The organism is Streptomyces sp. NPDC006602, assembly GCF_042870385.1.
Classification (GTDB): Bacteria; Actinomycetota; Actinomycetes; order Streptomycetales; family Streptomycetaceae; genus Streptomyces.
Window position 1 is genome coordinate 12696 of record NZ_JBIAHG010000054.1, and the last position, 25008, is coordinate 37703.

Below are 25008 nucleotides of genomic sequence, written 5' to 3' on the forward strand. Positions count from 1 at the left end.
CGGACGCCCGGCCTAATGGCGGCAAAGAGTCCGCGGACCCTTCCGAGGCCACGAAAAAGACGTCGCCTTCCGCGCCCACCGGGAATTCGGGCACCCGGTCGGACGGCGGTCAGAAGTCCGCGGAGCCCACCGCGGCCGTAAAGACACAGTCGCCTTCCACACAGACGGGCACCCGGTCCGACAGCAACGAGGCGGCAAAGGACACGTCGGCCTCGACCAGCCAGGCCCCCTTCGCTGATACCCAGCAGTTCGTGACAATCAACAAGGCCTGGACCGCCGAGGACGGACTGACCTATCTGTCGGTGCGGCCCGCCCAGAAGAAGATCAACACCCAGTTCGACACCTGGGAGATCACCCCGGGCACGGACCTGTTCACCACGGTGCCCATGGCCAAGGACGCCCAGGCTCTGCTGACCTGCCCGGTTCGCGACGAGGTTGCCGGGGCCAGCCGCGCCGAGCTGCTGCCGTACCCCCCGGCCCATTTCGTCACCCTGCTGAACCAGCTGGACTCCGGCCTCTACGACGGTGTCGGGTACGACCTGGTCTTCGACGAAGTGGGTCAGGTGACCAGCCTGAAGTCGCTGTACAAGCCCTGACGGGACCACCGTCGTCCATCCGGTCGCGGCTCAACGGGTGCCCGGGATGCCCATTCCTGCGTCGTCCACGGGCCAATGCCGCAGCTCAGCTTGTTCATTAAGACGTCGTTTCCTTTGGCGGTTCTCGGGTCGAGCTGTGCAGGGATACTGCTGTGGTGCTGTTGACGTGGATTGCTGAGGTGGCGGACGAGCCTCTGGTGCTGGAGCCGGCTGACCGGCGGGTGGAGTGGGAGACCAACACCTGCTCGCTGGGTGCGGCTGACGAGGACAGGAGTTCATCGTCCGTCGCCGCGGTGGTGGCTGCCTTCGAGCGGACACTGTCACCGGGGCGACGAGCGCAGGTAGGCGAGGGCCGCGAGAACCCTGCGGTGCGAGTCGGTCCGGTCTTGGAGGCCGAGCTTGTCGAAGGTGTGAGTGATGTGCGCCTCGACCGTGCGCTCCGTGATCACAAGGCGGGCCGCGATCGCGAGGTTGGACAGCCCTTCGGCGACCAGCGCGAGCACTTCGCGCTCCCGGGGAGTGAGCCCGGCGAGCGGGTCGGCGGTTCGGCGCCGGTTCATCAGCCGCGCGACGATGGTCGGGTCGACGACGGTCTCGCCGTCCTGGATACGGCGCAGCGCGTCGATGAGCACGACCACGTCGAAGACGCGGTCCTTGAGCAGATAGCCGACCCGCTCGGGTCGTTCCGCGATCAGCCGCAACGCGTAGCTCGGCTCGACGTACTGGGACAGCACCAGGACGCCGGTCTCGGGGTGTTCCTCGACGATGCGCTGTGCGGCGACGAGGCCCTCGTCGGTGTGCGTCGGTGGCATCCGGATGTCGACGATCACGCTGTCGGGGCTGGTCAGCCGGACGCACTCGAGGAGCCCCGCCGAATCCTCGCTCTGGCCGACGACCTCGACTCCGGCCTCGCCGAGGAGCCGCACGATGCCCTCCCGGGTGAGCATCGAGTCGTCGGCCACCACGACCCGCAAGGGTTCTCCGGCTACACGCATGGGTTCTCCTCGGAGAGGTCGTAGGGGATTCGGGCCCGCAGCCGGCCCGCCTGCGAGGTGAGTGCTCCGCCCAGGGCGCCCACCCGATCGGTGAGATGAACGTACGGCCCCTGCACGGCGCCGTCGACGGCGACGGTCAGGACTTGCCCGCCGCATTCCAGGGCAATGGTCAGCGACGGTGCCGGGTCCGTCCGCGCCGCGGTCTCGACGACCGTGGAGACGACGAGGTAAGCGACTCTCTCCACGGCTCGCGGCAGCCGCACGTCGGGGGCGGCTACCATGTCCAGCGGCACCGGCGACGCGTCAGCCAGCGTCCACAGCGCCGGAGTGAGCCCGGCCTCGTCGAGGACCGCCGGGAAGATCCCGTGGGCGAGCTCGCGCAGCTCGTCCAGGGCGGTCCGAGTCTCTTCCGCGAGGTCCCGGAACACCCTTGCCCGGCGCGGCGCACCCCGTGCTTCCGCGGTCGACGCGGCCATGCGCAGCTCGAACAGCAGGGCCAGCAGCCTCTGTTGCGCGCCGTCGTGCAGGTCGCGTTCGATCCTGCGCCGCTCGGCGTCGGCCGCCTCGACGATACGCACACGAGACAGACGCAGTTCGTCGACCTGGGCCAGCATCTCGGCCCGTAGCCGCTCGTTGTCGATCGCGAGCCGGGCCGCCGAACCGATCTGCCGAGCGATGTCGTGGTCGCTGTGCGGTTTACGACGGTGCACCACGGCCGCGACACGCTCACCCCGCCGCCGTATCTCCGTCACGGCGTGCTCCTGGTCGGAGCGCGGCTCGATCGCCCGGCCGGACATGTCCACGTACTGGCCGCGGCCAGGCAGCCAGTAGACGACACGCAGTCCGGGGTCACCCAGCGCCGCGGTGAGTACGGACTGCAGGGATCCGAGGGGCGGGGCGTCCCCGAGCTGCTCGGCGAGTCGCCCGACCGCCGCCTGCTGCCGGCGGCGGCGCAGAACCTCCGCGCCGAGTCCCGCCGTGAGCAGACCGTATGCCGTTCCACGGACACAGAAGAGCGTCAAGTACCCGGGATCCTCCGGCTGTTCCGCCGGCTGGAGGAGCAAGGCCAGGGAGTATGCCGCCTCGGCGGCGGCCGCGAGCGCCAAGGGGGCCGCGACGGCCCACCGCCGTATCCGCGCACCGGCGGTCACGAACGCGGCCACAGCCAGCACCGCGGACACCCAGGATGCCGACTCGCTGAGCGGGCGCCCGAGTTCGGGCAGGACACGTACTGCGAACACATTGTCGGTGCAGTTGCTCCAACAGTACGGGTCGTAGTACGGATGCTGGGTGACGGCCCGCAGCGCACCGCAGACGGCTGTCACCGCATACCCGGCACCCACCAGCGCGCGGAGCACGGGCGAAGCGAGCCGCCCGGTCGGCAGCGCCAGCACGAGATGGAGCAGCAGCGCGGGCGCGAACGGTACGACGGGCATCGCCGTGCTCCGCACCCAGGCCGGCCCGGTCTGCCAGCCCACCCACACGGGCGCCAGCCACACCGTGCCCAGCAGCGCGGCGAGCGGACCCGCCGAACCGACGGGCCGCTGCAGCCAGGTCGCCACTCCCGCGAAGAGCAGCCCCAGACCGGCTGCGAGGAACACGACGGACGTGAGGGACGAGACGGCCGCATACGTCGTGGCCCAGCCGTAGGCGCGCGACAGCACGATCGTCGACGCCGCCCCGAGGACCAGGGCCACCCAGGGCAGCACGAAGCCGATCGATCGACCAGGTGAGCCAGCCGTGTCCAACACCTGAGGATTGTGGCACCTGTCCGGCTTCGGGAGACTGCGGGTAGCCGCAATACCGCCCGCCCACAGATGCGCACCTGCCGCAATGTCCCGGCAGCGGTCCATCCGTAGCGTCAAGAGCCTCGAACGCGCCAACCGACCTGCCGAGGAGAAGCGATGCGACGACGAACCGCACACAGGAGTGTCGTGCTGACGGCCGTGGTGGCGCTGCTCGCCTCCGCGTGCGTCGGCACGCAGGGCACCAAGGCGGGGGGTGATCCGCAGCCGGTGACGCTGCGCATGGCGGACCCCTACGCCGACCTCACCTACGAACCCCCCGTCGGGGACTTCGTGAAACGGGTGGGCAACAACTCCGACGGCCGGATCCGCGTCGATGTCGTCCACAAATGGGGCAATCTCAAGCCCGACGCCGAACGGCAGGTGGTGGAGGCCGTCGCGAGCGGCAAGGCCGATCTCGCCTGGGTCGGCACCAGGGCGCTCGACACCCTGGGCGTCCACAGCTTCCAAGCTCTCAACGCACCGCTGATGATCGACAGTTACGCCCTGCAGAAGCAGGTCATCGCCAGTGATGTGCCACGGCGCATGCTCAAGGGGCTCGACAAGCTGGACGTGACCGGGCTCGCGGTGCTCGCCGGCGGCTTGCGCAAGCCGGTCACCGTGAAGCACCCGCTGCTCGGGCCGGACGACTGGCGGGGCCTGAGGATCCAGACGTTCCCCTCGCGGGTGCAGGCCGACGCCATCCAGGCCCTGGGCGCCGAGCCGGTCCAGGTCGGCCCCGAGGGCCGAACCGCGGGACTGAAGTCCGGGAAGATCGACGGCGTCGAGATCAACTTGAGCACCTACGCGCACAACGTCATGGAGCCCCTCGCCTCCCACATCACGCTGAACGTCACCCTGTGGCCCGAGACGGTGGTGCTGCTGGTCAACCCCGCTCGGCTCGCGAAGCTGGGGGACCGCGGGGAGGACTGGATCCGGGCGGCGGCCGAACAGGCGGCGGCCCACTCCGCCGACCTCGTCGGACCGGACGACAAGTGGGTGGCCCAACGTTGCGGCAACGGCGCGCAGTTCGCCCGCGCCTCCGCGACCGAGGTGCGCGCGCTGCGCGACGCGGTCGAGCCGGTCTACCAGCGCCTCGACAAGGACCCGCAGACCAAGGCGTTGCTGGCCGACATTCGCCGCCTCAAGAGGTCGACGTCCGCCGAACCCGTCCCGGCCGTGCCCTCCTCGTGCCCGGAGAAGAGCGCAACGCCGGCGCCGGACGACCAGGGTGCGACACCGGCACGGGACCTGGACGGAACGTACCGCTGGACCCTGACGAAGGACGACGCGCGCAAGTACGGCACCGGCGACGAGGACCTCAGTCACTACCCGAGCACCATGACGATGACGCTACGGGGCGGCGATTGGTCCATGAAGTCGTCGTCGTCACCGGAGACGGACAGCGGCACCTACACGGTCAAGGGCGATCGCGTCGTATTCGACTGGCCCTCGACATCCTCGCAGCTCACGTTCACCTGTTCCGCCGACGCCCACGGCAGTCTGCGCCTGAGTCCGGTGGAACCCATGGATGCGGGCGACCGCTTCGTCTGGAGCACGCGCCCGTGGACGAAGGTCGGCTGAGGAGCCGAGGAGGAGTCACGAGAGGCACCACGCGATCTTGCGCCGCCGCCTGGTCAGCGGCGGCGCCTGCCGCAATCGCCGCGCTTCCCACGGGATGCGGCAACGGCGCAGTCCTATCGCGGCACCACGATCCTGTCCTGAACCTTCGGCGGCAAGACAAAGGCACCGACGCTCCGCACGCTCGCCGTCGAGCCGGGCGGCCGTTGGCCCAAGGACCCCGGCTCATCCAGGAGCACCGCTGGAGCAGGTCCAGCCGGCCGCGAGCGGAATCAGGGCCAGAAGCCGCGTCCCGGCACCGGGCGGGGAGACCATCGTCAGCTCCCCGCCCAGCGCCGCAATTCGGTCGGCCACGCCCACGAGTCCGGTGCCGCGGGCCGGATCCGCGCCGCCCGTGCCATCGTCCTCGATCTCCAGCATGACCCCGTCCGCGTCGCGGCGGACGGTGATGGACACGGTCCGGGCCAGGGAATGCTTGGCCGCGTTCGTCACGGCCTCTGCGCAGACGTAGTAGACGGCGGCCTCGACCTCGGCGGGAAACCGCTCCGCCGACACCGACAGCTGTACAGGCACGGTGGAGACCCCGCGCAGCGAGCTGAGCGCCGCACCGATGCCGTCGGCCAGCTCCCGCGGATGCAGCCCGCGCGCCGTTGCCAGCAACTCCTCCAGGGACTGGACCAGATGGGCCATGGCTCTGGTCCGGTGCTCCTCGTCTCCCACCCGGTGCTCCTCGCCGTCCGGGTGCTCCTCGTCATCCGGTGCGAGACCCTCCAGCGTCTCCTGGACGTCTCGCAGCCGGCGCTCCGCGCCGTGCCGCAGCCGTTCCTCCAGACGGGCCCGCTCCCCGTTCGCCGCCACCACGAGCCTCCGCCGCGACGCGGTCAACTCGTACAGCCGGGCGCGCACTTCGGCCTGCAGCGCGGCATTGGAGGCGGTGAGCCGGTGCGCGGCCGCCACTGCCGCCACGAGCTGCGACTCCTCCCGCACGGCGATATCGTGCACGACGACCGCGAAGGGGCGCCCCTCTCGCTCGATCCACGTCGCACATCGTGCCGCGCCCGGAGGCGGGAGCACGACACTCCGGCCCTCACCGTCCACGTACACCCCGGTCGCCGGCACCCAGTACCCCACCACGAGGTGTGGATCCCCGAGCAGCCGTGCCAGACCTGCGGGCAGCGCGCCCCGCCGGCTCTCGCCCAGCTCGACAACGAGATCCGTGACGGGCGTGGACGCGGGGCGGCGCAGCCCCGCCAGCAGCAGGAGCGCGATCCCGCACAGTACGGCCTCGAACACCAGCAGCACCGGACGGATCGCCTCCTGCCGCGGTACGGCAATGCGGGCCACCGATCCGCCTGCAAGCACCAGCCCGAGCAGCGCGCCTGCCCGCAGGGCGACGGTCCGCCCGTGCCGCTCTCGGCCGACCGCCGCCGCGCGCAGTCGGACGAGGACACCGACGAGGACGAGGGCGAGCAGGGCGCCGGACACGTCGTTCTGCCAGGGGAATGGCAGCAGCACGGCCGCGTAACCGGCGGCGACTGCCACTGCCACGAGGCGGGAGGCGGGCCTCCGGCCCGGATAGGCGACCAGCAGATGGACCAGCACGCCGCGGTGCCAGTACACGGCGAAGGGCAGACAGCCGCCCAGGAACCAGGTGAATGCGACGGCCACGAACAGAACACCGAGCCTTTTCCCGTACCGCTCCGCCCGCACACCGCACACGGTCCACACGAGCCCGACCAGCAGGTCCGGGACCCAGTCGGCCGGATCCTGCCAGCCGTACGCCACCCACTCCGAACCAAGTCCGAACAGGAGCCCGGCGATGAGCACCCCGACCACCCCGGCGCGCATGACGTCTACCCGAGCAGCCGGCGCAGCGCGGCGCCGCTCAGTTCGCTCTTCGGCAGGAAGCCGCGGACCGGGGCCTGTCGCAGCCGGGGCCCGTATACGGCGGCGTCCCGACTCGACATCAAGACGACGAAGGGCGGCTCGTCCAGCTCTGCCAGCCGTACGGCCACGGCGATGCCGTCCACGTCGGGCAGTCGGACGTCCAGGAGCACAAGCACGGGCTTGAGCCGCTCCGCGCAGGCCACGGCCTGGGCGCCGCTCGCCGCTTCGCCCACGACCTCGAAGTCATCGGCCTCCAACAGCGCGCGCATCGCGGCACGGAATCCCGCGTGATCGTCGACAACCAGCACGGTGTGGGTCATCGGCCGATGCTCGCACGGGGGGTGCGGTTCCGCATCGGGGCTGGCCCCAATGGGCCGCCCCCGTTCGCAAGCCGGCGCGAACACTGTTCAGCGCGTGCTTTTTCTGGGTGTCGGAGCGTCAACTTTCCCTCAGCGGACTGAATCCGCTGCTCGCGAGCTTGGCGCCGGGTTGGTCTGCGTCGGCTAATGCCCTTCTGACCTGCATCGACGTACGTGGACATGTAGCCGGTGAGTCGTGTTCTGTCGGCTCTGCTGCGACAGGGCCCTGTAGTGAGGCCATCCTGAGGCCGGAGGTACTGGGGGAATGGCCGGGAGGCGTTCTCCGACGAGTTGTCTGCGTCATGCCCCACACCGCGGCTCGACACCGCTGCGGCACGGTGTCGGTCGGGGCAGGCGCGCCGAGCCGGTTGATGTCGCGGGCGGTGCTGAGCCAGGCCTTTTTTGGTGCGCTCCAGTGCCCTGTCGCTGGCCCCGGCCTGTCGTCCAGCGGTCTCCGACGCCCTACGTGCGCTGGCGCCGACCTTGATCGCTGAATACCTACGGCACGAGCCGCCCGCCACGGGGGACATCCGGCGGGCGGCTCCGTCACTCCTGGGCACCCACACGACGGGGCCACCGCCCCGCCACTCGATCAACGGCGACGTCGACGCGTCGACTTCCTCGAGGCCCGCTCGCCTCAAAAACTCCTCCACGTCGTGGAAACTGTGCGCGAGGCCCTTGATCTGGGCGTCCGCGGTCGTCCTCCGTGCGCCACTCGGCGGCGGGTGATGCACAACCACGGGCGGCTGCCCATACGCGACCCCAGGATCATCCGGACCGTCCCGACATGCATCCCAGGCAGTGCGGCGCTGGCTGCTCTGGCCCTGCGGCAGGCCCGGGAGGAGCATGGGAGATGAGCGACTACTGGAGGCCCACCATGAAGACCAGAGCCTCGGACTACGACCGCTGGTTGTACTCGCACACGCCCTCCCAGGCCGAGGGCGAGCGCGATGAACCGACCGAACGTGCGGCAGTGGAGCAGCACCCGGACGTCCCCAGGACCGAGCCATCCCAGGCGGAGGGCGAGCGGGTGGACGACTTCCGGACCACATGACCGCCGATAAATGGTGTTCGCCGCGCATGGCCTGTCGGTCGCCGGGGCGCCGGCCCAGGCAGGGATGCGGCCGTACCTCGCGGACTGGTTCGGCAATCCCTCCAGGGACCACGCCTGCGCAGAAGAACAGAAGGAGGCCTTCCTGGGCGGCGGCACCGAGGCCATCCTGACCGCCGTACGGGACGCTTTGCGGGAGTGGCCGTAGCCCAGGACCCGTACCCGGCGGTTGCGGTACGGGGTCCTGGCGGGCGTCGCTGGCGGAGTGTCCCGGCGGGGGGTGCGGGGCAGTTCTGCCACGTGACGCGTTCCGGGGTGGGCCTCGCATGACCCTCGGCCCCCGGACGGCGCGCGGGGAAGGCGTGCCTTTGCTCTCAGCTGGGAGGTTGATTTCTCCCAGTGGTTCACTGAAGAACTCCCATGAACACGGCGGCGAGGTGCCCGGGCGACGGCGGTACTCACATGGCTCGCCGATTTCAACCAGGCCACGGTCAGGCGGGGGCTGGCGGGCGAACGTCACGAGTTCTGCGGTCCTCGGATCCGTCTGATGCCCCTGCGCATGGGAAGAGGACTACTGCGGGGATTCGAAGAACACGGCCTGGTTCTTGCCTGCGGTTTTGGCTTGGTACAGGGCCGTGTCCGCGTCCCGCAGCGCCTTGCTGGGCGTGGTCGGCCTGGTGATGCTCCGTGCTCCGATGCTGGCGGTCACGCGGACCGAATTTCCGTGGGCGAGGATGAACGGGTCTTTGAAGGCGTCAAGAAGCCGCTTGGTGTAGTCGTGCAGTGTCCTCGCGTCCACGCCTTCCACGAGGAGCGCGAATTCGTCTCCGCCGAGCCTGGCCACCAGGTCCTGCTCGCGAACCCTGCTCGTCAGCCGCCCTGCGACGTCGACCAGCAGGTCGTCACCGACCGGGTGTCCCAGTGTGTCGTTGACATCCTTGAAGCCGTCGAGATCGACCATCACCAGTCCGGTGCCGGAGACAGCGGAGCACCGGCTGAGGGCGGACTCCATGCGTTCGTGCAGCAGCGTGCGGTTGGCCAGACCCGTCAACGGGTCGTGGGTCGCCTGATGGCTCAGCTGCTTTTGGAGTTCTTCCTGTTCCCGCAGTGAGGCGGCGAGGGCAACGGCCCTGCCCTGGGCATACTGGGCCAGGAACGACACGCGCAGCACCAGCCGACGAGCACCGTGACGTCCGCGGGCTGATAGCGGATGCCACCGACATCGGCAAGCACGATCAGCGGCCCCATCAGAACCAGCGCGATCAGGACCGACAGCCGCCGCCGGGGCATCCGCCCCTGGTCCTCCGCCGACCGCGACGGCTGGGCCACGGACGAGTGCAGCGCCGCCGCCCCCAGCAGGAGGGACGAGAGCATCCACGCCACCTCGGACGAGTCCTCCGCAATCGCGGTGCCGGTCGTCGCCTGGGACCCGTAGTAGTGCTGTGACCGGGAAGGTTCACCGGGTCGCCTCTGGCGCGAGTTACCTCGCGGCCGGTTGGATATGAGGACACATCCGATCGGGTGCATGGAGGTGCGGTGGCAGAGCCGGTCAAGGTCCGGAGGCTGACGGATCAGGAGGGGCAGCGGCTGCAGCAGATCGTGCGGCGGGGTAGCACCAGCACGGTGCGTTACCGGCGGGCGATGATGCTGCTCGCTTCAGCTGGTGGGAACACCGTGCCGGTGATCGCCCAGCTGGTCCAGGCCGACCAGGACACGGTGCGGGATGTGATCCACCGCTTCAATGAGATCGGCCTGGCCTGCCTGGACCCTCGGTGGGCGGGAGGCCGTCCCCGCCTGCTCAGTCCTGACGACGAGGACTTCGTCATCCAGACGGCCACCACTCGCCAACACCCTCACGGCCCTCAAATCGATCCGGGCCGCCCGCCCGGACGGCGCCCCCATCTACGTGATCCTGGACAACCTCTCCGCCCACAAGGGGGTCAAGATCCGCCGCTGGGCGAAGAACAACAAGGTCGAACTGTGCTTCACCCCGACCCAGGCGTCATGGGCGAACCCGATCGAGGCGCACTTCGGGCCGCTGCGGCAGTTCACCCTCGCCAACTCCCATCACCCCAACCACACCGTCCAGACCCGTGAACTGCACCGCTACCTGCGATGGCGCAACGCCAACGCCCGCCACCCCGACGTCCTGGCCGCCCAACGCCGCGAGCGCGCCCGCATCCGCAGCGAGAAAGGCATCCGGTGGGGCGGCAGACCGCTCACGTCCGCCGCCGCGTGACCAGGCACAAGGTGAATTCACTGTCCGGGCACGGCGCTACCGGCCTGTGACCACGCCGTCCGGACCGAACCCAGTTTGATCACCCCGTTTGGTCCGGAAGCACAGCCGAGAGGAACAGCACCCGTGAGTGAATGGCAGCTGGCCGAGACATTCCGCAGCACGTCGGGCGACGTCCGCTGGGGCAGCCTCGGACAACCCCAGAAGGTGCTGCCCTGTCCGAGTCGGCTGGTGACGCCGATGGAGCCGCCCATGGCGTCGGTGAGTCTGCGGCAGATGGCCAGGCCGAGGCCGGTGCCTCCGTAGCGGCGGGTGGTGGAGGCGTCGGCCTGGGAGAAGGCGTCGAACATCCGCTGCTGATCGGCCTCGGCGATGCCGATGCCGGTGTCGGCCACCTCGAAGCGCAGCCCCGGTCCGTTCGCCGCGGTGGACTGGTCAGGGGCGGGGCGGGCACGCAGGATCACCTCGCCGGATTCGGTGAACTTCACCGCGTTGGACGCCAGGTTGAGCAGGATCTGGCGCAGCCGGCCGGCGCCTCCGAGCACCATCGCGGGCAGGTCGGGATCGCAGTCACTGAGCAGTTCCAGGCCCTGGGCCTGGGCGGTCTGCGCCACCAGCGAGATGACCTCCTCCACCATCAGCTGGGGGCTGAAGGGGACCTCGTCCAGTTCGAGCTTGCCGACCTCCAGCTTGGAGAAGTCCAAGATGTCGTTGATCAGCGACAGCAATGCCGAGCCGGCGGTCTGTATGCCCTCGGCATAGGGGCGCTGCTCGTCGTCCAGCGCGGTGCCCAGCAGCAGGTCGCTCAGCCCGATGACCCCGTTCATGGGGGTGCGGATCTCGTGGCTCATGGAGGCGACGAACTGCGACTTCGCCCGGGAAGCGGCGATCGCCTGGTCGCGGGCCTCCGCCAGGGCGGCTTCGGCCTGCCTGCGCTCGCTGATGTCGCGGACGAAGGCATTGAAGCAGCGTGCCTTCGCCGACTTCAGCCGCCACACCGCCAGTTCGACGGGTATCTCGTGGCCGTCGCGGTGCACGGCGCTGAGTTCGATCTGGCGGCCCAGCACATGGGCCTCTCCACCGGCCAGAACCCGCCGCAGGCCGGCCCTGTGCGCCGCGTGGTACCGCTCGGGAATGATCGTCTCCGTCAGCGGCCGACCCATCGCCTCGCGGTGCGTGAACCCGAACAGTCTCTCGGCGCTCTTGTTCCAGTCGATGACCAGGCCGTCCTCGTCGATGGAGACGAAGGCATCCCTGGCGGTCTCGATGACCGAACGGGCCTGGGCCTGCAGCAGCCGCAGGGCTTCCTCCCGGCGCCGCTGGCCCTCCGCCTCGCGGACGAACCCGCGCACCTCGAGCGGCGTGCCGGCGGCGTCCCGCACCACCCAGGACGTCGCCTCCGTCCACAGCCAGTGCCGGTCGGAGTGCCGCAGACGCAGACACACCACCACCCCGCCGTCGCGGAGCAGATCCCGCTCCGCCCAAGCGAATTCCTCCACATCGCCCGCATGCACCCAGGACTCGGCCGACGTCCCGACGATCTCCTCGACCGGCCTGCCCAGCAGCGCCGCCCCCGCTGCGGAGACCTCCTGGTACACGCCCTCGACCGTCCGCCGGAAGACCATGTCCGGGGAGTTCTTCACCAGCAGCCGGAACCGCTCCTCGTCGTCGGCCGCGTACTGTCTCGGGGGGTCAGTGGGCCCCATAGGTCCGCCTCCACGTGGGACGCCCGACCATGAGGCGGCCGGGACTTACGTCGGACGACTTCCGCGCGCAGCGCCGCCGGACGGCGGATGATCAGCAGTGTCGGGTCGTGGATACGTCACGTCGAAGCACGAGGCCACACATACCCGGCGCGGTTACTGAGATCGGCACCGGGCCCACAGGGTGGGAAATTGGTGAAGACGTCCACCCGGGGGACGGTCATCGCGGCTGGTATGGGATGACCGGCTCCCACCCGGAGCATCCGACGGCCTTCACATCCCACGGCCTTGGGTTGATGACAGACGTCAAGGTCAAGCGATCCTCTCCAATAGGCAACGCCCTTCCAGGGAAGGATGAACCACTGAAGATCGCAAATCGACGTCCGGCTCTGGCGGCCTGGTCCAGGCCGGTGTCGAGTCCGTCTGAAGTGATTGCGGTAGGCGGATTCTGGCATCACGTCGCCGGGGGCGACGTCGCGGCGTTCGGCGGGACGGGCCTTGCGGCGGGTGAGCCGTCGGGTCATCAGCCTGATGGCGGCCCACGTGATCAGCGACTCGCTCATCGCAGGCAGGTCACGGCAGTGCCGCCGGGCCGCAGATCCACGACTTCTTCGCCCGGTCCACCAGCTTTCCGGCACAGGTGGAGTCCGCCCAGACAGTGGCGATCGCGGGGTGCGTGAGCGCGAGCCGGAAGAGCGGTTCGGGAACTGCTCCGCATGCGCAAGGAGATCGACGCCCTGCGTGCCGGCCGCGACCCGCAGGACGACCAGGAACTCCCGTCATGACCGGCATCTGCGGCAGGGCTTGCAACCTGTACCCAGGTACAGGTTTACCGTTGTAGGTGTCCCCAGCGGGAGGAAGTGACGACTGGAGTGAGCGCGATGACTGACCTGGACTGGGTTCCGCAGTCCTGCACCCTGCCCACCGAGGAGCGGCCCTTGCGGGTGGCGGAATGGGACGGGCTGTTGGCCGAGCGGCTGAGGGAGGTCTCCCGGCCCGAGCCGCTGCGGCTGCGACTGGACCTGGGTGGTGACACCAGCGTCGAAGCACAAGTCCGTGAGCTGGTGGAAAAGGAGACCGGCTGCTGCTCGTTCTTCACTTTCACCGTCACTGCTGACACCGGGGCCCTGCTGCTGGACATCTCGGTGGACGAGGTGCACGCGCCGGTCCTGGACGCCTTGGCGGCGCGGGCGAGTGCCACCGGTGAGGGAGCGCCGCGGTGAGCGGCGACCTGCTGCGCAGTGGGCAGGTCGCCGAGGCGGCCGGGGTGAACATTCAGACCCTGCGCTACTACGAGCGGCGTGGGCTGCTGGACGAACCCGAGCGCAGCCCGGGCGGTCACCGTCTGTACGGGGGTGAGGCGGTCACCGCGCTGCGGGTGATCAAGGCCGCCCAGCGCCTGGGCTTCACGCTGGAGGAGGTCGCCGAGCTGCTGGAAACGGGCCGCCACCGCCACGGCCGCCCGGTCGCGGGCCTTCAGCAGCGCGCGGCCGCGAAGCTCGCCGAGGTCGACGCGAAGATCGCAGACCTGACCACCATCCGTACCGCCCTGGCCGCCGCCGTCGACGCGGGCTGCGACGACCTGACCGTCTGCGCGTCCAGTGCCTGCTGCCCCATCCCCTTCACCGACCTCGCCGAGGAGAACCGCCATGCCGGACCCTGCTGCTGATCCACGCCCCCACCGCGCCCCGAAGGCGCTCGGGGGCCTGGCCGCCCTGGCCTGCGTGGCGTGCTGCGCGCTGCCGATCCTGACCACGGCGGGTGCTGTCGGGGTGGGTGCCGAAGCGGTGGTGGGCCGGCTGCCCGCCGTCGCCGTCGTCCTGGCCGTGCTCGCCGTCGGAACCTGGTGGTTGGGCCAGCGCCGCCGCTCCTGCTCCTGCGCGCCGAAGACCCCAGGGGAGGGTGGATGCGGCTGCCAGACGTCCAAGGACCCGCTGAAGATCACCGACACGGCCCGTCGCTAGGGTCAGCCGGTATGACCGTCGCTCGTTCCGTTGCCCTGTTCGTTGCAGCCGCCCTGTTCGAGATCGGCGGGGCCTGGCTGATGTGGCAGGGCATCCGCGAGCACAAAGGCTGGATCTGGATCGGTGCCGGAGTAATCGCCCTGGGGCTCTACGGTGCCGTCGCGACCTTCCAGAGCGACGACAACTTCGGGCGGATCCTCGCCGCGTACGGCGGCATCTTCGTCGCCGGGTCGATCGCCTGGGGGATGGTCGCCGACGGCTACCGCCCCGACCGCTTCGATGCCGTCGGCGCGCTGATCTGCCTCGCCGGCATGGCCGTGATCATGTACGCGCCCCGCAACCACTGATCGCTCTCACTCCCCTCCGCCACCCCCGTGGCCGGGCTCACGCATGTGCCGAGCGGCGCCGGATCGCGTGGCAATCAGTACCGCCGCCTGGTCGCGCAGGTACTCGACGACGTACTCGCGGACATCGCCACGCCTTGAGCGCATGCCACCGAAGGTTCCGGGCAACGTAACCGTCCCTCGGCCTGAGGCAGTCAAGCGGCTACAAGGCCACCACGAGAGCGCAACGGGTCGGTGGCGGCGCTGCGGCTCGACGCCGGTCGTCCCTACCATCAACCATCCGGCGTGCAGGGGGTGCGAAATTCCTCCGGACAAGGGGGACTCTGTGCAGTCGACCGTTTCACGGCCGGTGTTCCGGCGCCTCGTCGGCGCTTGCGCGGCCGGCGTGGCCTTGGCCGCAAACTCAGGATGCTCGGTTGCCATCGATGCCGTCGCCGGCATCTCCGTGACCGGCGACGGCCATCTGCTCGGCGTCTTGATGGTCTGCGGGCATCAGATCGATGGCGCCACCCTCTACGTAGAAAGCGAAGACGTCAACAGTGAAGTGACGGTCGGTTCATGGGCCGCCAACCGCCCCCTCACCGCAGGCCTCGCCACCTGGCCCCTCGATACTCCTTCCGTCGGCTGGACCGCGACCACATCTCTCAAACCGCTCACCGCCAAGACCACCTATGCCGTCTACGGCTGGACCAAGGACAGCTCGTGGTCATCGAGTAGCGTCTCCTTCACTGTGACCGACCGGGACCGGCTCACCCCGGGAACGGTCCGCTACGACCACGTCTCGGGCAACAGCGAGGAATCCACCATCACCGTCCCGCTAGCGGAGTTCAAAGCCAGGGCCTGCGAGAACAGTTGACGCCCCAGCGCCTTGCGCCAGGCACTCACAAGATCTCCGTTGAAGGCCGACCCGTTGGATCTCGGATGTGGTGGTCGAGGACCAGCTAACTCCAGCGCAGTGGGCCGAGCGGGGCGACTGTTTGGGCTGCATCGCCGGAGCTCTGTCGTTCGCCGAGTACCGGCAGGGGCTGTAGGCGGCCGGGTTCGTCGGCGTGGAGACCACGCGGACCACAGGGTGAGCGGGAAGGCTCCGCACGACTGACATACCAAGGCCCTTGCACCATCGGGAATGCAAGAGCCCTGGAAGGGCGCCCGATTACTGCTGGGTGCTGCCCCGGCGGCGTACGACGAGGATCACGGCCGCGGCGACGACGACGATCGCCGCGACGATGCCGGTCCACGCACCCGCCGACAGCCCGCCGTCGCCATCCTTCTCGGTGTCGGCCGCCTGCGGGGAGGGAGAGACGGCCGTCTCCTCGGCGGTCGGGGTCGGGGTCGGGGAGGCGGAGGGGCTTTCCGACTCGCTGGGGGAGGGGCTGACCGGCTTCGCGCCGGGTGCGGCGGCCTTCAGCTTGAGCACGGGCGCCGGATTCTCGCCGCTCTCGTCCAGCTCGATCCAGCGGTCGGTACGTCCGTCGCTGTAGGTCTGGAGCGTCTTGAAGGCCAGCTCCTTCGCGTCGGGAAGCTGCCTGACGACGACGGAGTACTCGGCGTTCACACCGGCCTTCACCGCCGGGCCCTTGACGGTGTAACCGTCGTCGGCGGCCGTGAACTTCCAGTCCTTGGGGCCCTCGCCGTATGTCACGTCGGCGGGGGCGATGCCCTCGGGCAGGACCACACGGATCTGCGTGATCCCGGCGGTGTCCGACTCCGACTCGGCGTCGAAGGAGACCTCGACGTTCTCGGCGAGGGCCTGGGCCTTGTCCGACTCGACCTCCACGTGCGCGGCGGCCGGCCCGGCGGTGAGGAGGACGAGGGCGGTGGTCGCGGTTGCCGCGAGGGTCAGCCGGCGCACGGTGCGGTGCTTGGTGATGGCATCGAACATGGATGTCTCCAGGCATGGGGGGAGCGTGGGGCGGCGCTCATCGGAACGACCGCCCGGGCAGGTCAACTGGCGAGAGTGAGCCCCGCCTGGGGAGGGCCCCTCCGGACCACCACGTTCGCGAGCACCGTCTCCACCGGCGGTGGGTGCTCCAGCCACGCGAGGGCGAGCGCCGACAGCCCCGGCTCCGTGCGGGCCGGGCGGTCGGCGAGCAGCGCCCGGACCGTGGCGACTCGGGCACGGGCCGTGTCGACCGCCGTCGTCACACCGCACGCCAGTGACCAGCAAACGATGTCCGCGCGGTGCAGCAGTACGGCGACGAGTACGGCCGCTACGGCGTGTACGGCCGTCATGGCCAGCGAGTCGTGCAGGCGCTCGTGCCATGCCTGGTGGGCGTCGGCGGCGTGGTGCAGGTGGCCGACGCCCGGCGGACACGACACAGCCATGGGTGCCGTCGCGCCATCCACGTGGGCGCTCATCAGCCACAGGTGCAGTCCCGCCTGCGCTGCGCCGCACGTCACCACGACCGTGGCCAGGGAGCGTGGGCGTCGTGTGCCGACGAGACCGACACCGAAGAGCACCAGCAGGGCCAGCGCACTCTGCCGCCACAGCGCGGGCCCCTCGGCGACCAGATGGTGCGCGCTCACCCCTAATACCGTCCCGACGATCGCGAACACGGCCGCCCGCAGAACGGGAAGCGGCGCGCGGTGCGACGGCGTACGAAGGGTGCTGAGCGTGGTCATGGCCCGCCCATCATCGGACATCGCTCACCTCGGCCGGAGGCCGGATCCGCAAAGAGGCGTCTCGTCCGGATTCCGTCATTCGTTCGCGACCTCCTGTGCGCGCGCTTTTCGGGTCGGGCCCTCGTACCGTGGGGACCGGACCGCGGCGGTGTGCCCACACTGCGGAGGGAAACGCCATGATCGGTTGGGGTGAGATCGCGTACGGGGCCGCGTTGTCGGCCGTCGCCGCCTCGGTGCTGCTGGCTGTTGCCACCCGCGGCCGTCGCCCCGCCGTGATCCTCACAGGGGCGCTGGCTGCCGCAGCAGGCCCCGTCGCCTGGAACGCCATTCTGAGAGCGGCCCACGGCGACCAGTTCTTCACGGACGCGCCGTTCACCGTCTTCCCCGTCAGTTGGCAGGACACGGGGTCGGGCGTCTTCGCGCTCGCTGTCGCGGCGCTCTTCTATGGGCTGGGCCCCCTACGGGCCGAACCCGGCCGACGCACGGTCGGATACGCGCTGCTGGCCGGGCTCGCAGCCTTCCTTGTGGACATCTACCTCTACTGAGGCGAGTGAAGAACATCCGGACTCTCCCGCGGGGCGCGAACATAGAGGCGTCGCTCCGAGGGGCGGGGGCTGCTTCGCGTCGGAAGGGCAATCCGCTGCAGGCGAGTTCGAACCCTTTCCCCAGCTGGCGCGGTCGACTCCGTGCACGCTAAACCCGTCCCTCCGGGAAAGCGTTCGGGACGTGTTCGGGACGTGTTCGGGACGCAAGGATAGGAACAGACAGGCAAATGCCGAGAAGGGCTGCCACGCTTCATCGGAGTTCTTTCGTGGATACCCCCGGCTTCAGCCGGGGAGGAAACGGAACGCCTGGGAGCAGGGCAAGGAGTTGGGATGCGCCCCAGGGCGGATCACAGTGCCCTGACCCGCACGTTTGCTCTCCACCTGCGGTGTGGCTAGTGCCGCGTCAGGCAACGTTGGCCCTGGCGATGTCCTTGCGCAGGCACCGGAACGGTTACGTGTCCGAACCTGAACTTTGTCGGCCACTCAGGCCAGTGCGCGCTGAACGCGCCCATCGGGAACGGATCCCGATCGGCGCGTCACGGAGTACAGGCGGCGGTATCAGCCAAGATGCCGGGCGAAGAAACGTAGCGTGCTGTCTATCTCGAATGCCGGGACCTCACCGTGCTTGCCGGGGTTGGCGTGCAGCGTCTTCTCGGTTGAGGCGAAGGCGTCGAACAGTGCCAGGCTCTGGGTCCGTGGCACTCGCTCATCGTCCCACTGCACGAGGAACTCCACAGGGACGGTAATCCGCGCGGCGGTCTCGGCTGACACCTCAGCACCGGCCAGGCCCAGCACCGCCGCCCGGACCCGGGACTCGGCGGCAATAAGCGGGACGCCGAGCACGCAGCCCAGTGACACACCCCAGTAGCCAACTGGGCCAATGCCAACATGACTGAGCTTCTGGACCGCGTTGAGGACTGTCTGCCATTCCGGCACAATCTGGCGGACAACGAGCGCCTGGAAGCCGGCGATCAGCGGGGCCAGTCCCTCACCGGCGTCAAGCCGGGCCTCGTACTCGGTCGCGATCCGGGTGAACTCCTCATGTTCCGGTCGGTCACCGTGGCTAGGCGCATCGACCGCCACCACGGCGAAACCGCACTCGGCTACGAAACGGCGCGCACGGTCCACGATGCCAGGGGCCTTCTTGTTCTGACCGCCGCCGTGCCCCAATGCAATCAGGGGGCGGGTCCCGTCGGCACCTCGTGGAGTCCATAGCACGCCAGGGATGTCGCCGAGGAGGAAGAGCTGTTCAAAGACGCCGTCGGACGACGTCTCAGAGGTAAAGCGCATAGCGTTTCGGGCCTTTCGGGATTCCTGCTGCGGGCGCTCTCTAGTGTGATCGCCGCAAATCACGAGTAAGTGCCAACCTCGATCTTTCGCGATGGTCTGCCGACGGAGTCGGCAGACCATTTCACGTTCGGTGGCTTTTGGCGGGCAGGCCGGTAGCCCGGCTGAGGTATCGGGTGGGCGCGGGGTTCCACTGCTCCGGATACATGGTGCTGCTCGCAGGGACGAGAAAGCTACTGGTCAGACCGGGTTGGGCAGTTGGTCGAGCCGTCCAAGGGCGCTGGTGACGACATGGGTCCATGCCCAGTGGTGAGCGACGCGGAGGATCCGGCGGCGGCCGGTGGTGACGAGCTGGCCGGCCGAGCTGAACAGGCGGAGCCGCAGGCGGCGGGGCTACCAGAACCGGGCCTGGCCGTTCAGGGCAAGCATCGGCATCCAGGCCAGCAGGTCGAGTGTGATCTGGACGATCTCCAGCCAGACCCTGTTCTGCGCGGTGTCGTGCAGGGGCAGGTTCCGCCAAGATGGCGCTCACGGACGCGGTGACGATGTCAAGGACGCCGACCATGGCGAGTGCCGATCGGCGCTGTCGCCGATGGTCAGCGAGGGACACTGCTCAGCCGTGCGGCACACAGGGCGATGTAGAGCTCCGCGGAGGAGGCCGCGTCGGTCGTCCGTCGGCCGGTCAGCTCGGTGATCCTGTTGAGCCGGTACAGGACGGTGTTGCGGTGGCAGTGCAAATGCTCGGCGGCTCTGGTCGTCGAGCCACCGGTGGCGAACCAGGTGTCCAACGTGTCGAGCAGCAGGGACCGTTCCGTTTCCGGCTGGGTGAGCAGCGGTCCGAAGACCGTGTGAGCCACCTCGGCCGCGGCATCGGGAGACGCGGCTGCGAGCAGGGCGATCGGTGAACTCCCGTAGACGTGCGTGTCATGGGTACCAGGGGGCAGGCACTGGGCCGCCAGTTGTGCCTCTCGCCGGGCGTTCGACGCGTCCATGGGGGAGGCGAAGGGTCTGCTGATGCCCACCCGGGAGAGCGCCGTGGTGCTGAGCCGTTCCTGTGTCGCCGAGGCAGGATGTCCGTGCGGAACGGCGAGCAGGCCCAGTAGGGCGCCCGCCTGGTGGGTCCACTCGGAATCGACACCGATCTCCCGCAGGCGGCCCTCAGCCGCGGGCAGCGGTTCCGCGCCGTCGTTGATCTCGGCGTACACCACCTGGAAGGGCCCTTTGCGGCGATCCAGGCCGAGGACTCGCACGATCTCCCAGGCGCTGGAGCTGTTCTCGGCGGTGCCGTCGAGCAGTGTGGTGAGTTTGACGCTGCGGGCCGCCGCGTCGCGGCGTGTCTGCTCCTCGACGGTGGCGCGGTATGCCTCGGCCGCCACGCTGGAGTACTCGTCGATCACCACCCAGATGTCCGACGCCCTGTGCAGCAGCTTCGCGGCGCTGTTCTCATCGACAGCCATCGCCAGCAGCCGGTCCCAGATGAACCGCCCGGCGAGACGGAAGGCATGCAGCAGTGCGGCGAGGGGGATGCCCTGTTCCGCCTTGAGCCGGCCTGCCGCCCGGGGGGCTTCCACACTGGTCAGCGCGCCACCGTGCAGGGAAGCGAGCAGGGCGCAGAGGTTGTCGTGGACGGCGGTGCGCAGTTGCGCATGGCTCAGCGGCGTGCTCTCGCTGTACGCGAGTTCGCCGACGAGGATCTCGGTGGTCAGCTCATCGGTCAGCGAGTCCACCGAGTCCAGCAACCGATCGAGCATCTCGGCCACGCACTCGTCGGTGCCCAGCAGCGTCGTCATGTGCCCGATGGTAGGCGGCGCGCACGATTGTGCACAGGCCCAATCCATACGTCGTTATCTCCGGCCACCGCCCATGGCCTGCATGGCGTCGGTGGGGCGAACATCCAGGTCAGCGTGGACCACCCGCGGACCGACGAATGAGGCGTTCGCACAGTCCGCGCACTCGTCGGTCAAAGGAGATCGAATGAACACCTACGACTACGTCATCGTCGGCGCCGGGTCCGCGGGCTGTGTGCTGGCGGCGCGGCTGTCCGAGGACCCCGATGTCAGGGTGGCGCTGATCGAAGCGGGAGGACCCGACACCGCCCAGGAGATCCACATCCCGGCCGCCTTCCCCCAGCTGTTCAAGAGCGAGCTCGACTGGGACCTCGACTCCGAGCCCGAACCGGGGATCTTCGGACGGCGGACCTACCTGCCCCGGGGCAAGGTGTTCGGTGGCAGCAGCTCGATCAACGCCATGATCTACATGCGCGGCAACCCGGCCGACTACGACGGATGGGCCGCGGGCGGGGCCACGGGCTGGTCGTACGCCGATGTGCTGCCGTACTTCCGGCGCTCGGAGGACAACGAGCGGGGCGCGGACGACCTCCATGGAGCGGGCGGCCCGCTGGCGGTCAGCGACAGCCGGTCCCGCCATCCGCTCGCCACGGCGTTCGTCCACGCCGCCGAGCAGGCCGGGTACAAGCGCAACGAGGACTTCAACGGCGAGACGCAGTTCGGCGTCGGGCCGTACCAGCTGACCCAGCGCGGCGGCATGCGCTGCAGCACGGCCGTCGCCTACCTGCACCCCGCCCTGGAACGGCCGAACCTCACGGTCCTGTCCTCCGCGCGGGCCCACCGCGTGGTGATCGAGGCCGGCCGGGCGACGGGAGTGGAGGTGGAGCGGGGCGGCGCGGTCGAGGTGGTCCGCGCCGAGCATGAAGTGATCCTGTCCGCGGGCACGTACGAGTCCCCGAAGCTGCTGATGCTGTCCGGTGTCGGACCCGCCGCCGTGCTGCCGGCCTTCGGTATCGACGTGGTGCGCGACCTGCCCGTGGGCCAGGGCCTGCAGGACCACTACATGACGCTGCTGAACTTCCGTACCGACGTCGAGTCCCTGATCGCCGCGGCGAGCCCGGAGAACGCGGCCCTGCTGCAGAGCGAGGGGCGCGGGCCGCTGACCTCCAACATCGGCGAGGCCGGCGGTTTCTTCCGCAGCCGGGACGGCCTGGCCGCCCCGGACGTGCAGTTCCATGCGGCGCCGGTGCTGTTCCACCAGGACGGGCTCGGCCCTGCCACCGAGCACGGCTTCGCCTTCGGTCCTTGCGTGCTCGCCCCCACCAGCCGCGGTCAGGTGACGCTGCGCGCCCCGCGCCCGGACGCCGCACCGCGGATCACGCACAACTACCTGATGACGGCAGAGGACCGCGACAGCATCGTCGGCGGGATCAGGATCGCCCTGCGGATCGCGGCGCAGCAGGCGGTGGCCGACGTGGTCACCGGACCGTACGACGTGCCGGAATCCGACTCCGAGGCGGACATCCTCGCCTGGGCGAAGCGGTCCGGGCAGACGCTGTACCACCCGACGTCGACCTGTGCCATCGGCTCGGTGGTCGACCCCGACCTACGGGTGCTGGACGTGTCCGGCCTACGGGTCGTCGACGCCTCGGTGTTCCCGTCGGTGCCGAGGGCGAACACCAACGCGCCCGTGATCATGGCCGCGGAGAAGGCGGCCGACCTCATCAGAGGCATCAAGGGATTCAACGGAAGCAACGGAATCAGCGGAATCAACGAAGCCAAGGGAGCCACCCGATGACCACGACGCCGACAACCGAACCTGCCGCCGAACAGATGGCAGAGGTCGACCGGGCGATCGCCGAGCTGGCCCGCGGCGAGGCCGCCTGGGCCGCGTGCGGCCTGGCGAAGCGACGGGAGCTGCTGGAGGGGGTGTACGCCGCCACCGCCGAGCAGGGCAAGGCCTGGATGCGCGCGGCTGTCGCGTACAAGCGGCTGCCGGACGGCAGCCCGCTGATCGGCGAGGAGTGGGTCTCCGGACCGTACCCGGTGCTGACCGGCACGGGCGCGCTCGCGGCCAGCGTACGAGCACTGGAGGAGGGCCGCAGTCCCGTCGACGCCTTCTCCACCGTCCCGGCTCCCGGCGGGCGCGTCGCTGTCCGTGTCCTGCCGCACAGCGTCTGGGACAGGCTGCTGTTGAGCGGTTTCAGTGCCGAGGTGTGGATGCCGCCGGGCGTCACCGCCGAGACGGTACGCAGCCGGGCGGGCCTTGCCCTGCGACAGCCGGCCGCGTCCGCGGGCGTCGGCGTGGTACTCGGAGCCGGGAACATCACCTCGATCCCGGTCCTGGACGTGCTGTACGAGCTGTACGCGCACAACCGGGTCGTGGTCCTGAAGCTGAACCCGGTCATGGACGGGCTCTTCGAGGTCTTCAGCCGGGTGCTGGCCCCGTTGATCGAGGTCGGCGCGGTCCGCATCGTGACCGGCGGCGCCGATGTCGGCGCCTACGTCGTGAACCACCCGGGCGTCGGGCATGTCCACATAACCGGCAGTGCCGTGAGCCATGACGCGATCGTCTTCGGTACGGGTCCCGAAGGTGCCTCGCGCAAGAAGGCGGGCACGCCGCTGCTTGAGAAGCCGGTCACCAGTGAACTCGGCGGCGTCTCGCCGACGATCGTGATTCCGGGCGACTGGTCCGAGGCCGATCTGCGCTTCCAGGCCGAGCACGTCGCCACCCAGCGGCTGCACAACGGCGGCTACAACTGTGTGGCGAGCCAGGTGGTCGTCGTCAGCTCCGACTGGGCACAGAAGGACCGGTTCCTGGCGCATCTGCGAGCGGCACTGGCCAAAGCCCCCGCGCGCCCCGCCTACTACCCGGGCAGCGACGGCCGGGTGGCGCAGGCCCTCGCGTCGTACCCCGGCGCGGAGCGCGTCGGCGGTGGACGGGTGCTGATCGACAACCTCGACCCGAAGGAGCCGGGCCCGGCGCTGACCACCGAGTACTTCGCCCCCGTGCTGGGCGTCCTCGAATTGCCCGGGAACGCGGGGGAGTTCCTGGACGAGGCGGTCCGCACCGCGAACGGGAAGTTCGCCGGAACGCTCGGTGTGAACCTCGTCGCGCACCCCCGCACCATCGCCGCGCTCGGCCCCGCCCTCGACGAGGCGATCGCCGAACTGCGCTACGGAACGGTCGCGCTGAACGCGTGGACGGGCGTCGGCTATCTGACCGCCACCGCCTCCTGGGGCGCCTTCCCCGGCCACACTCTGGACGACGTACAGAGCGGGATCGGCGTCGTGCACAACGCCGTACTCCTGGACGGGCCCGAACGCACCGTCGTACGAGGCCCCTTCCGTCCCGTACCCCGGTCGGTCCTGCACGGGGAGCCGGCGATCTCCCCCAAGCCCCCGTGGTTCGTCACCAACCGTACCGCCGCCACCACGGGACGCCTGCTCACCGGCTTCGCCGCCGCGCCCCGATGGTCCAAGCTGCCCAGGATCTTCGCCTCCGCGTTGCGCGGCTGACCACCGAACCGTCCGAGACCACACGGGAGACCACCATGCTCAACCTGGCTGTCCTGCTGGAGGACACCGCACGCGAACTTCCGGAGCGCGACGCCGTGGTGCTGAGCGACACGAGACTGTCGTACGCGCAGGTCGACGCCGAGGCGAACCGGGTCGCGGCGGCGCTCGCTGCCCGCGGCATCGGGCCCGGTGACCGGGTCGCCCTGAGCTGTCCCAATCTGCCCCACTTCCCGGTCGTCTACTACGGCATCCTCAAGACCGGGGCGGCGGTCGTGCCGCTGAACGTCCTGCTCACCGAGCGGGAGATCACGTATCACCTCCAGGACTCCGGCGCGAAGGCGTACTTCTGCTTCGAGGGCACGGACCAGCTGCCGATGGCGAAGGCAGGCCTGGCGGCGTTCGGTTCGGTCCCCGGCTGCGAGCACTTCGTCGTGATCGCCACTGACCCGGCCCACGGCTCCCCGTTCGACGAGGTGCCGACACTGACGGAGTTCACCCGCGACTGGCCCGCCGTGTTCGAAACCGTGCAGACGAGCGAGACCGATACCGCGGTCGTGCTCTACACCAGCGGCACGACGGGTAAGCCCAAGGGCGCGGAGCTGACCCACAGCAACATGGTTCAGCGAATTCTTGCGAGGAACCCCGGGCGTTTACGACTCCGTTGGGAAATGCGTAAACCGGCTTCGTCGGCTCGCTGAGGTCGGCATGATCGTTCTGTTCATCGGAGCGAGAGGCGGGGCTGGGTGTC

The 25008-nt window shown here is 69.6% G+C and carries 25 protein-coding genes and 3 pseudogenes; 16 read left to right on the forward strand and 12 right to left on the reverse strand.

Going from position 1 to position 25008, the window contains the following annotated elements:
* Positions 1 to 251: 251 nt before the first annotated feature.
* Entirely contained in the window at positions 252 to 596 is a 345-nt protein-coding gene (locus ACFYO2_RS46505; RefSeq protein ID WP_388362743.1) for a hypothetical protein, read from the forward strand.
* Between the two features lie 320 nt (positions 597 to 916).
* On the opposite strand, the gene ACFYO2_RS46510 is transcribed toward ACFYO2_RS46505, so the two are convergent.
* On the reverse strand, positions 917 to 1570 hold the full coding sequence (locus ACFYO2_RS46510; protein WP_388362805.1) for a response regulator transcription factor: 654 nt from the start codon (positions 1568 to 1570) through the stop codon (positions 917 to 919).
* Between the two features lie 11 nt (positions 1571 to 1581).
* Positions 1582 to 3342: a sensor histidine kinase gene (locus tag ACFYO2_RS46515; RefSeq protein ID WP_388362746.1), complete on the reverse strand. Its 1761-nt coding sequence runs from the start codon at positions 3340 to 3342 to the stop codon at positions 1582 to 1584.
* Between the two features lie 153 nt (positions 3343 to 3495).
* Between ACFYO2_RS46515 and ACFYO2_RS46520 the strand changes: the two genes are divergently transcribed.
* Positions 3496 to 4959, forward strand: coding sequence for a TRAP transporter substrate-binding protein (locus tag ACFYO2_RS46520; RefSeq protein ID WP_388362748.1), 1464 nt, complete (start codon positions 3496 to 3498; stop codon positions 4957 to 4959).
* 222 nt (positions 4960 to 5181) lie between these two features.
* Here ACFYO2_RS46520 and ACFYO2_RS46525 read toward each other — a convergent pair whose 3' ends face one another.
* Both ACFYO2_RS46525 and ACFYO2_RS46530 read right to left on the reverse strand, forming a co-directional pair.
* The gene (locus ACFYO2_RS46525) at positions 5182 to 6804 is read right to left on the reverse strand and encodes a sensor histidine kinase (protein WP_388362751.1); all 1623 of its coding nucleotides are present in this window, start codon (positions 6802 to 6804) and stop codon (positions 5182 to 5184) included.
* A 5-nt stretch (positions 6805 to 6809) separates the two neighbouring features.
* The gene (locus ACFYO2_RS46530; protein ID WP_388362754.1) at positions 6810 to 7163 is read right to left on the reverse strand and encodes a response regulator transcription factor; all 354 of its coding nucleotides are present in this window, start codon (positions 7161 to 7163) and stop codon (positions 6810 to 6812) included.
* An 892-nt stretch (positions 7164 to 8055) separates the two neighbouring features.
* On the opposite strand from ACFYO2_RS46530, the gene ACFYO2_RS46535 reads away from it, so the two are divergent.
* Both ACFYO2_RS46535 and ACFYO2_RS46540 read left to right on the forward strand, forming a co-directional pair.
* Positions 8056 to 8256, forward strand: coding sequence for a hypothetical protein (locus ACFYO2_RS46535; protein WP_388362813.1), 201 nt, complete (start codon positions 8056 to 8058; stop codon positions 8254 to 8256).
* Between the two features lie 10 nt (positions 8257 to 8266).
* Positions 8267 to 8461, forward strand: coding sequence for a hypothetical protein (locus ACFYO2_RS46540; RefSeq protein WP_388362757.1), 195 nt, complete (start codon positions 8267 to 8269; stop codon positions 8459 to 8461).
* Between the two features lie 363 nt (positions 8462 to 8824).
* On the opposite strand, the gene ACFYO2_RS46545 is transcribed toward ACFYO2_RS46540, so the two are convergent.
* Entirely contained in the window at positions 8825 to 9424 is a 600-nt protein-coding gene (locus ACFYO2_RS46545; protein ID WP_388362760.1) for a diguanylate cyclase domain-containing protein, read from the reverse strand.
* A 39-nt stretch (positions 9425 to 9463) separates the two neighbouring features.
* Between ACFYO2_RS46545 and ACFYO2_RS46550 the strand changes: the two genes are divergently transcribed.
* Complete coding sequence (locus ACFYO2_RS46550) at positions 9464 to 9688, forward strand: hypothetical protein (protein WP_388362763.1); 225 nt, start codon at positions 9464 to 9466, stop codon at positions 9686 to 9688.
* 101 nt (positions 9689 to 9789) lie between these two features.
* Positions 9790 to 10492, forward strand: a pseudogene (locus ACFYO2_RS46555) (helix-turn-helix domain-containing protein).
* A gap of 17 nt (positions 10493 to 10509) precedes the next feature.
* Here the strand turns inward: ACFYO2_RS46555 and ACFYO2_RS46560 are convergent.
* Entirely contained in the window at positions 10510 to 12195 is a 1686-nt protein-coding gene (locus tag ACFYO2_RS46560) for a PAS domain S-box protein (protein ID WP_388362765.1), read from the reverse strand.
* Between the two features lie 878 nt (positions 12196 to 13073).
* Between ACFYO2_RS46560 and ACFYO2_RS46565 the strand changes: the two genes are divergently transcribed.
* From ACFYO2_RS46565 to ACFYO2_RS46580, 4 genes are read left to right on the forward strand one after another with little or no spacing between them, the layout of a single operon-like run.
* The gene (locus ACFYO2_RS46565; protein WP_388362768.1) at positions 13074 to 13415 is read left to right on the forward strand and encodes a hypothetical protein; all 342 of its coding nucleotides are present in this window, start codon (positions 13074 to 13076) and stop codon (positions 13413 to 13415) included.
* Entirely contained in the window at positions 13412 to 13861 is a 450-nt protein-coding gene (locus ACFYO2_RS46570) for a MerR family transcriptional regulator (protein ID WP_388362771.1), read from the forward strand. The genes ACFYO2_RS46565 and ACFYO2_RS46570 overlap by 4 nt, the downstream gene beginning before the upstream one ends.
* Positions 13842 to 14156, forward strand: coding sequence for a hypothetical protein (locus ACFYO2_RS46575; protein WP_388362774.1), 315 nt, complete (start codon positions 13842 to 13844; stop codon positions 14154 to 14156). The genes ACFYO2_RS46570 and ACFYO2_RS46575 overlap by 20 nt, the downstream gene beginning before the upstream one ends.
* An 11-nt stretch (positions 14157 to 14167) precedes the next feature.
* Entirely contained in the window at positions 14168 to 14503 is a 336-nt protein-coding gene (locus tag ACFYO2_RS46580) for a YnfA family protein (RefSeq protein ID WP_388362777.1), read from the forward strand.
* Between the two features lie 6 nt (positions 14504 to 14509).
* Here ACFYO2_RS46580 and ACFYO2_RS46585 read toward each other — a convergent pair whose 3' ends face one another.
* Complete coding sequence (locus ACFYO2_RS46585; protein WP_388362780.1) at positions 14510 to 14647, reverse strand: hypothetical protein; 138 nt, start codon at positions 14645 to 14647, stop codon at positions 14510 to 14512.
* A gap of 178 nt (positions 14648 to 14825) precedes the next feature.
* Between ACFYO2_RS46585 and ACFYO2_RS46590 the strand changes: the two genes are divergently transcribed.
* Positions 14826 to 15356, forward strand: coding sequence for a hypothetical protein (locus ACFYO2_RS46590; RefSeq protein WP_388362783.1), 531 nt, complete (start codon positions 14826 to 14828; stop codon positions 15354 to 15356).
* Positions 15357 to 15414: 58 nt separating this feature from the next.
* A pseudogene (locus tag ACFYO2_RS46595) lies at positions 15415 to 15528 on the forward strand (arsenite S-adenosylmethyltransferase); the annotation flags it as partial.
* 125 nt (positions 15529 to 15653) lie between these two features.
* On the opposite strand, the gene ACFYO2_RS46600 reads toward ACFYO2_RS46595, so the two are convergent.
* Together ACFYO2_RS46600 and ACFYO2_RS46605 are read right to left on the reverse strand one after the other, a co-directional pair.
* On the reverse strand, positions 15654 to 16382 hold the full coding sequence (locus ACFYO2_RS46600) for a DUF1775 domain-containing protein (protein WP_388362785.1): 729 nt from the start codon (positions 16380 to 16382) through the stop codon (positions 15654 to 15656).
* A gap of 62 nt (positions 16383 to 16444) precedes the next feature.
* On the reverse strand, positions 16445 to 17122 hold the full coding sequence (locus ACFYO2_RS46605; protein WP_388362787.1) for a hypothetical protein: 678 nt from the start codon (positions 17120 to 17122) through the stop codon (positions 16445 to 16447).
* A gap of 176 nt (positions 17123 to 17298) precedes the next feature.
* Between ACFYO2_RS46605 and ACFYO2_RS46610 the strand changes: the two genes are divergently transcribed.
* A complete protein-coding gene (locus ACFYO2_RS46610; RefSeq protein WP_388362790.1) occupies positions 17299 to 17667 on the forward strand; it encodes a hypothetical protein in 369 nt (122 codons plus the stop codon).
* A 558-nt stretch (positions 17668 to 18225) separates the two neighbouring features.
* Here ACFYO2_RS46610 and ACFYO2_RS46615 read toward each other — a convergent pair.
* The 3 genes and pseudogenes from ACFYO2_RS46615 to ACFYO2_RS46625 all read right to left on the reverse strand — a co-directional run bounded on the left by ACFYO2_RS46615 (position 18226) and on the right by ACFYO2_RS46625 (position 20744).
* A complete protein-coding gene (locus ACFYO2_RS46615) occupies positions 18226 to 18957 on the reverse strand; it encodes a dienelactone hydrolase family protein (RefSeq protein WP_388362792.1) in 732 nt (243 codons plus the stop codon).
* A 237-nt stretch (positions 18958 to 19194) separates the two neighbouring features.
* Positions 19195 to 19482, reverse strand: a pseudogene (locus ACFYO2_RS46620) (transposase); the annotation flags it as partial.
* 68 nt (positions 19483 to 19550) lie between these two features.
* On the reverse strand, positions 19551 to 20744 hold the full coding sequence (locus tag ACFYO2_RS46625) for a PucR family transcriptional regulator (protein WP_388362795.1): 1194 nt from the start codon (positions 20742 to 20744) through the stop codon (positions 19551 to 19553).
* 184 nt (positions 20745 to 20928) lie between these two features.
* Between ACFYO2_RS46625 and ACFYO2_RS46630 the strand changes: the two genes are divergently transcribed.
* Genes ACFYO2_RS46630 through ACFYO2_RS46640 form a run of 3 tightly spaced genes read left to right on the forward strand, consistent with a single transcriptional unit; the run spans position 20929 to position 24958 of the window.
* Positions 20929 to 22539, forward strand: coding sequence for a GMC family oxidoreductase (locus ACFYO2_RS46630; protein ID WP_388362797.1), 1611 nt, complete (start codon positions 20929 to 20931; stop codon positions 22537 to 22539).
* Positions 22536 to 24260 (forward strand): aldehyde dehydrogenase family protein, encoded by a 1725-nt coding sequence (locus tag ACFYO2_RS46635; protein ID WP_388362800.1) that lies wholly within the window; start codon positions 22536 to 22538, stop codon positions 24258 to 24260. Before ACFYO2_RS46630 ends, ACFYO2_RS46635 begins: the two co-directional genes overlap by 4 nt.
* 35 nt (positions 24261 to 24295) lie before the next feature.
* Positions 24296 to 24958 (forward strand): AMP-binding protein, encoded by a 663-nt coding sequence (locus tag ACFYO2_RS46640; RefSeq protein WP_388362802.1) that lies wholly within the window; start codon positions 24296 to 24298, stop codon positions 24956 to 24958.
* The last annotated feature ends 50 nt before the right edge of the window (positions 24959 to 25008 follow it).

Excerpts from the sequence above, each read along its gene's own strand:
- ACFYO2_RS46520 (WP_388362748.1), top strand. The coding sequence starts at position 3,496 with ATGCGACGACGAACCGCACACAGGAGTGTCGTGCTGACGGCCGTGGTG.
- ACFYO2_RS46525 (WP_388362751.1), bottom strand. The coding sequence starts at position 6,804 with ATGCGCGCCGGGGTGGTCGGGGTGCTCATCGCCGGGCTCCTGTTCGGA.
- ACFYO2_RS46530 (WP_388362754.1), bottom strand. The coding sequence starts at position 7,163 with ATGACCCACACCGTGCTGGTTGTCGACGATCACGCGGGATTCCGTGCC.
- ACFYO2_RS46535 (WP_388362813.1), top strand. The coding sequence starts at position 8,056 with ATGAGCGACTACTGGAGGCCCACCATGAAGACCAGAGCCTCGGACTAC.
- ACFYO2_RS46540 (WP_388362757.1), top strand. The coding sequence starts at position 8,267 with ATGGTGTTCGCCGCGCATGGCCTGTCGGTCGCCGGGGCGCCGGCCCAG.
- ACFYO2_RS46550 (WP_388362763.1), top strand. The coding sequence starts at position 9,464 with ATGCCACCGACATCGGCAAGCACGATCAGCGGCCCCATCAGAACCAGC.
- ACFYO2_RS46560 (WP_388362765.1), bottom strand. The coding sequence starts at position 12,195 with ATGGGGCCCACTGACCCCCCGAGACAGTACGCGGCCGACGACGAGGAG.
- ACFYO2_RS46565 (WP_388362768.1), top strand. The coding sequence starts at position 13,074 with ATGACTGACCTGGACTGGGTTCCGCAGTCCTGCACCCTGCCCACCGAG.
- ACFYO2_RS46575 (WP_388362774.1), top strand. The coding sequence starts at position 13,842 with ATGCCGGACCCTGCTGCTGATCCACGCCCCCACCGCGCCCCGAAGGCG.
- ACFYO2_RS46580 (WP_388362777.1), top strand. The coding sequence starts at position 14,168 with ATGACCGTCGCTCGTTCCGTTGCCCTGTTCGTTGCAGCCGCCCTGTTC.
- ACFYO2_RS46585 (WP_388362780.1), bottom strand. The coding sequence starts at position 14,647 with ATGCGCTCAAGGCGTGGCGATGTCCGCGAGTACGTCGTCGAGTACCTG.
- ACFYO2_RS46600 (WP_388362785.1), bottom strand. The coding sequence starts at position 16,382 with ATGTTCGATGCCATCACCAAGCACCGCACCGTGCGCCGGCTGACCCTC.
- ACFYO2_RS46605 (WP_388362787.1), bottom strand. The coding sequence starts at position 17,122 with ATGACCACGCTCAGCACCCTTCGTACGCCGTCGCACCGCGCGCCGCTT.
- ACFYO2_RS46610 (WP_388362790.1), top strand. The coding sequence starts at position 17,299 with ATGATCGGTTGGGGTGAGATCGCGTACGGGGCCGCGTTGTCGGCCGTC.
- ACFYO2_RS46615 (WP_388362792.1), bottom strand. The coding sequence starts at position 18,957 with ATGCGCTTTACCTCTGAGACGTCGTCCGACGGCGTCTTTGAACAGCTC.
- ACFYO2_RS46625 (WP_388362795.1), bottom strand. The coding sequence starts at position 20,744 with ATGACGACGCTGCTGGGCACCGACGAGTGCGTGGCCGAGATGCTCGAT.
- ACFYO2_RS46630 (WP_388362797.1), top strand. The coding sequence starts at position 20,929 with ATGAACACCTACGACTACGTCATCGTCGGCGCCGGGTCCGCGGGCTGT.
- ACFYO2_RS46635 (WP_388362800.1), top strand. The coding sequence starts at position 22,536 with ATGACCACGACGCCGACAACCGAACCTGCCGCCGAACAGATGGCAGAG.
- ACFYO2_RS46640 (WP_388362802.1), top strand. The coding sequence starts at position 24,296 with ATGCTCAACCTGGCTGTCCTGCTGGAGGACACCGCACGCGAACTTCCG.